Genomic DNA, 4553 nt, shown 5'->3' on the forward strand with positions numbered 1-4553 from the left:
AGCAGCGCCGCGCCCCAGCCCGCCCCGGTGGCGGCGGCCGCGGCCAGCACCAGTCGGGCGAGACCGGCCGCGACCCGGCGTACGTCGATGGCCACCACGCGCGCGCCCAGACCGTGCAGCAGGAGCAGCGCGGTGGTCAGGATTCCGGCGGCGTTGGCGGCGGCGATGCCGTGAACTCCCCACGCGCGCACGGCGAGCGCGCCTCCGGCCACGGTGACGAGCAGTCCGATCGCCATGACCGCCGCCGGATACCAGGTGGGCCGCGTACCGGCGAAGAACGGGCGGACGAGCGCGCCCACCAGGCTGTGGCCGAGCAGCCCGAGGCTGTAGACGCGCATCACCGACGCCGTGTCCGCGGTGTCGCGGGCGTCGAACGCGCCGCGCTGGAAGAGGAGTTCGACGAGCTGCGGCGCACAGGCGATGACGTACGCGGCGCCGAGCAGTACGACGATGCCGACCAGCGCCAGGTCGCGTTCCACGCGCATCCGTGCGCGCCGCTGGTCGCCGTCGGCCATCGCCCGCGCGACGACGGGGAAGGTGACGGTGCACACCATCAGCGAGAGCACCATCGGCATCTGCGCGACCTTCTGCGCGTAGTTGAGGTGCGAGATGGCCCCGGAGGGCAGCGGCGAGGCCAGGTAGCGCTCGAAGAGCACCTGCGCCTGGCGGCTGACGGCGAAGGTCACGACCGGTGCCAGCGTCCCGAGACCGAGCAGGGCGATGCGGCCGCGTCCGCCGTACGGGGTCCGGGCGGGGCTCGCGGGAGGGGCGGGCGCTGCCGGGGCGGGCGGTGCGTCGTCGCCACCGCCGCCCACGGGGGCGGGGGTTCGCGCGGGCACCTTCGTACGCGGGTGCGTCCGCCGCCTCCGGGACGGCAACTCCCGTACGAACGACGGCAGTTGGACCAGCACCATGATGGCGCCGCCCACCGCGACGCCCGCGGCCGCCGCCCGTACGCCCCACGCGGTGTGCCCGGCGAAGGTCACCGCGATGATCGCCGCGTTGTAAGCGAGGTAGATCGCCGCGGGCGCGACGAAGCGGCGGTGTGCGCGGAGCGCCGCGCTGAAGTAGCCGGCGAGGCCGAACGTCACCACGGTCAGCGACGTCAGCCGCATGCAGTCGACGGCCGTCCGCGCGTCCGGCAGCCCGGGCGCCAGCAGCCGTACGAGCAGCGGCGCCGCGAGCAGCATCAGGGCGGCGGCCCCGGTCAGTCCCAGCAGCAGCCTCGGCAGGGTACGGCGTACGACGCTGAGCACGGGGTCGTCGGACGGCTCGGCGCCGCCGCCCGCTCCATGGCCGTCCCCGTCCCCGTTCCCGCCCCCGTTCTCCGTACGGGAGCCGGCCGTATCCGCGGCCCGCCGGGAGAGGGCGAGGCTGAAGGCCGGGACGAGGATCAGCGCCATCGCGTCCTCGATGAGCAGCGTCGCGGCGAGTTCGGGAACGGTCCAGGCGACGAGGAACGCGTCGGTGTCGGCGTCGGCGCCGAAGAGCGAGGCGATCGTCTGGTCGCGCAGCAGACCGAAGAGGGCGCCCGCCGCGGTGAGGGCCGCCGTGACGACGGCGGCGCGGGCGAGGAAGCCGCCCAGCAGCGGAGCCGCACCGCCGCCGGTGCCGGTGTCTGTGCCGCTGGCGCCCAGGGGACCGCCGCCAGGCGCGCCGTCCGTCCCCTCGTACGGCGACGCGTCCTGCGCGGCGGTGGTGCGGGAGGGGTGCGTTTCCGTCATCGGGCGGGCGCCTCCGCCAGCGCCCACCAGGAGACGACGCCGAGGACGACGCCGGTCAGCACGGTGGACGGGCCTCCGATGTCCGCGTACAGGAAGTCCACGGCCTGCCAGACGAACAGCCCGACGGCGGCCAGTCCGCACTCCGCCGTCCCCGGCGCGCAGCCCGCGGCACCGGAGCCGACGGGGGGACGTGCGATGCGGGCGGCGTGCAGCCGCCGCAGCCCGCGGACGAGGAGCACGCTCCCGCCGCCGAGCAGCGCCGCGCTCCCGATCAGCCCCTGCTCGCTGAGCACCAGCAGATACATGTTGTGCGGCGAGAGCAGCGGCTCCTTCTGGAACTGCATGCCCGCGCCGGCGGTGTCGCTGCCGGAGGAGAGGCCCAGCCCGGCGTGCCCGTCGCGGTGCGCCGGGAAGTTCTTGATGCCGACGCCGGTCGCGGGCGCCTCCTGCCACATCCCCTCCGCGGCCGACCAGAGGCTGTAGCGGTCGGTCACCGAACGGTCCGGTGCCGAGTTCACGTCGGCGATGCTGCTCAGCCGCTCCTCGAACATCGCCGAGCCGACGCCGAGTCCGGCGACCAGCACCACCCCGGCGGCGGCCAGCGCGAGCAGCACGAGCACGGCCCGGCGTACGCCCGCGAGCAGCAGCACCACGGTGCACGCGGCGGCCGTCGCGATCCACGCGCCGCGGCTGTAGGAGAGGACCAGCGGCGGCACCAGCGCGCCCGCGCAGCACAGCGCGGCGGTCCGCTGCCGCCGCGAGGCGTCGCCCGCGCCCCCCAGACCCAGCGCGAACGCCGCGACCAGACCCAGCGAGACCACGGTGGACATCCCCATGACGTCGAGCGGCCCGAAGGTCCCCACGGCGCGGACGTCCTGCCCCATGTACGACGCCCCGGTTCCGGTCAGGCTCTGTACGACGCCCACCGCGCCCTGCACCAGCGCCAGCACCACCAGGGCCCAGGACAGCAGCCGGAAGTCCCGCGTCCCGCGCAGAAGCAGCAGCACCGCACCGGGAACCAGCACGAAGATCTGCGTGTAGCGCACGAACCCCGTCAGGCTCGTCTGAGGATCGGCGGACGCGGCGGTCGCCACCGCGAAGGCGACGGCCGGTGCCCCGAGCACCAGCGCCGCACAGGGTGTCAACCGACCGCCGCGTCCGCGCAGCAGCCTCACCAGGCACCACACCACCAGCACCAGGGAGGCCGCGTCTGCGGGAGTGATCCGTCCCGAGGTCGTCACGTCGTCCGTCTGTACGGGCACGCACAGCACGAGCACCGTCGCCAGCACGGGAGCCATGGGCGCCCACTGCCGCCACGGCACATGCGCCGCCGCACGGCCCGGTTCAACGGCCGCACGGGACGGCGTCGTTCGCGTCGCTCCGTACGCACCGGGGCCCTGCCCGGTCCCGTGCGCCGGTCCCGCGCCGTCACTGGGGAGCGGGCCGCCCTCGGCACGGGCGGTCCGGCGGCTGTCCGGCAGCGTGACCGTCATGCCCGTCACCGCCCTTCGAGGCGGAAGAACGAGATGACGGTGCGGACCATGATCCGCACGTCCTGCCAGAGCGACCACGTCTCGATGTAGTGGTTGTCGAAGCGTGCCCGGTCCTCGATCGAGGTGTTGCCGCGCAGGCCGTGCACCTGCGCGAGGCCGGTGATCCCCACCGGCGAGCGGTGCCGCTCCGAGTAGCCGGGCAGCTCCTGGCTGAACTGCTGCACGAAGTACGGGCGTTCGGGGCGCGGCCCCACCAGGCTCATGTCGCCGCGCAGCACGTTCCACAGTTGGGGCAGCTCGTCCAGCGACGTACGGCGCAGGAACCGGCCCACCGTGCTCATGCGGTCGTCGCCCGCGACGCTCCACAGCGTCGCCGACTCCGTCTCGTCCGCGGGCCGCAGCGTACGGAACTTCAGCAGGGTGAACGGGCCGCCGCCCAGCCCCACCCGCTCCTGCCGGAAGACGACGCCCTTGCCGTCGGAGATCCGTACGGCCAGCGCGCACAGCGCCAGCAGCGGCGCCGCCAGGACCAGCGCCGGGGCGACGAGCGCCAGGTCCAGCATCCGCTTGCGCCAACTCCAGCCGGTGCCGGGGCACTCCAGGGACAGCCGCCGGCAGGAGAAGCCCCAGACGTGTGCGGGGCCGGTCTCGTGTGAGCCGTGCACACCGACCGCACAGCCCGGGCGCACCAGCCACCCGGCGACGCCGCGCTCGCCCAACGCCCGTGCCAGCAGGGCGTTTTCGGGCTCCTCCCAGGGGGAGCGCAGAAAGACCACGTCCCGGACGGTGTTCTGGATGACGGCACGCGTCACGTCCTCCAGCACGACGACCACGGGCAGCAGGGGGCCGCTCTCGTCCTCGCGGTTCTCCCGGTCCTCGCGGCCCTCGTGGCCCTCGTGGCCTTCGTGATCTTCGTGCGGAACGGACCGGTCGCGTCCGCCCGTTCCGTCCACGAGGTCGACGTAGCCCACGGGACGCAGCCCGTACGCGGAGTGTTCGGCGAAGACCCCGGCGACCGTACGGGCCAGCCGGCCGCTGCCCACGATCAGCGCGGGACGCGGACGGCGCCGGGCCCGCATGTGCCGGAAGCCGTGCACCAGGGCGCGCGCGATCCCGGCGGCCGCGCTGTGCGCGGCGACGGCGGTGAGCAGCACTCCCCAGTTCAGAACGGTGGAACGGTGGAACGCCGCGAGGAGCGCGGCGGCCAGGCACCAGGCCACGGCGGCGCGCGCCGCCAGCGCGGGCAGTTCGTCGAGCGCGTACGTCAGCAGGCCCGGACGGTAGAGACCGGCCTGCGCGTTGAGCGCGAGCGTGGCGCCGACGACGGGACCCAGCA

The 4553-nt window shown here is 74.7% G+C and carries 3 protein-coding genes; all 3 read right to left on the minus strand.

All coding sequences use genetic code 11. The features are described from left to right. Nucleotides 1-1724 (minus strand): lipid II flippase MurJ (locus AN218_RS34525; RefSeq protein WP_107421467.1); only part of this gene is annotated, 1724 nt, incomplete at its 3' end. Next, entirely contained in the window at nucleotides 1721-3217 is a 1497-nt protein-coding gene (locus tag AN218_RS15650) for an O-antigen ligase family protein (protein WP_079132205.1), read from the minus strand. The genes AN218_RS34525 and AN218_RS15650, both read right to left, overlap by 4 nt. Before the next feature lie 5 nt (nucleotides 3218-3222). After that, nucleotides 3223-4553, minus strand: a 1331-nt coding sequence (locus AN218_RS15655; protein ID WP_070017501.1) for a sugar transferase, incomplete at its 5' end; no start/stop codon positions are given.

The sequence above is a fragment of the Streptomyces nanshensis genome (assembly GCF_001751255.1).
Classification (GTDB): Bacteria; Actinomycetota; Actinomycetes; order Streptomycetales; family Streptomycetaceae; genus Streptomyces; species Streptomyces nanshensis_A.

Coding starts and splice junctions, on each gene's coding strand:
- AN218_RS15650 (WP_079132205.1), bottom strand. CDS start 3,217: ATGACGGTCACGCTGCCGGACAGCCGCCGGACCGCCCGTGCCGAGGGC.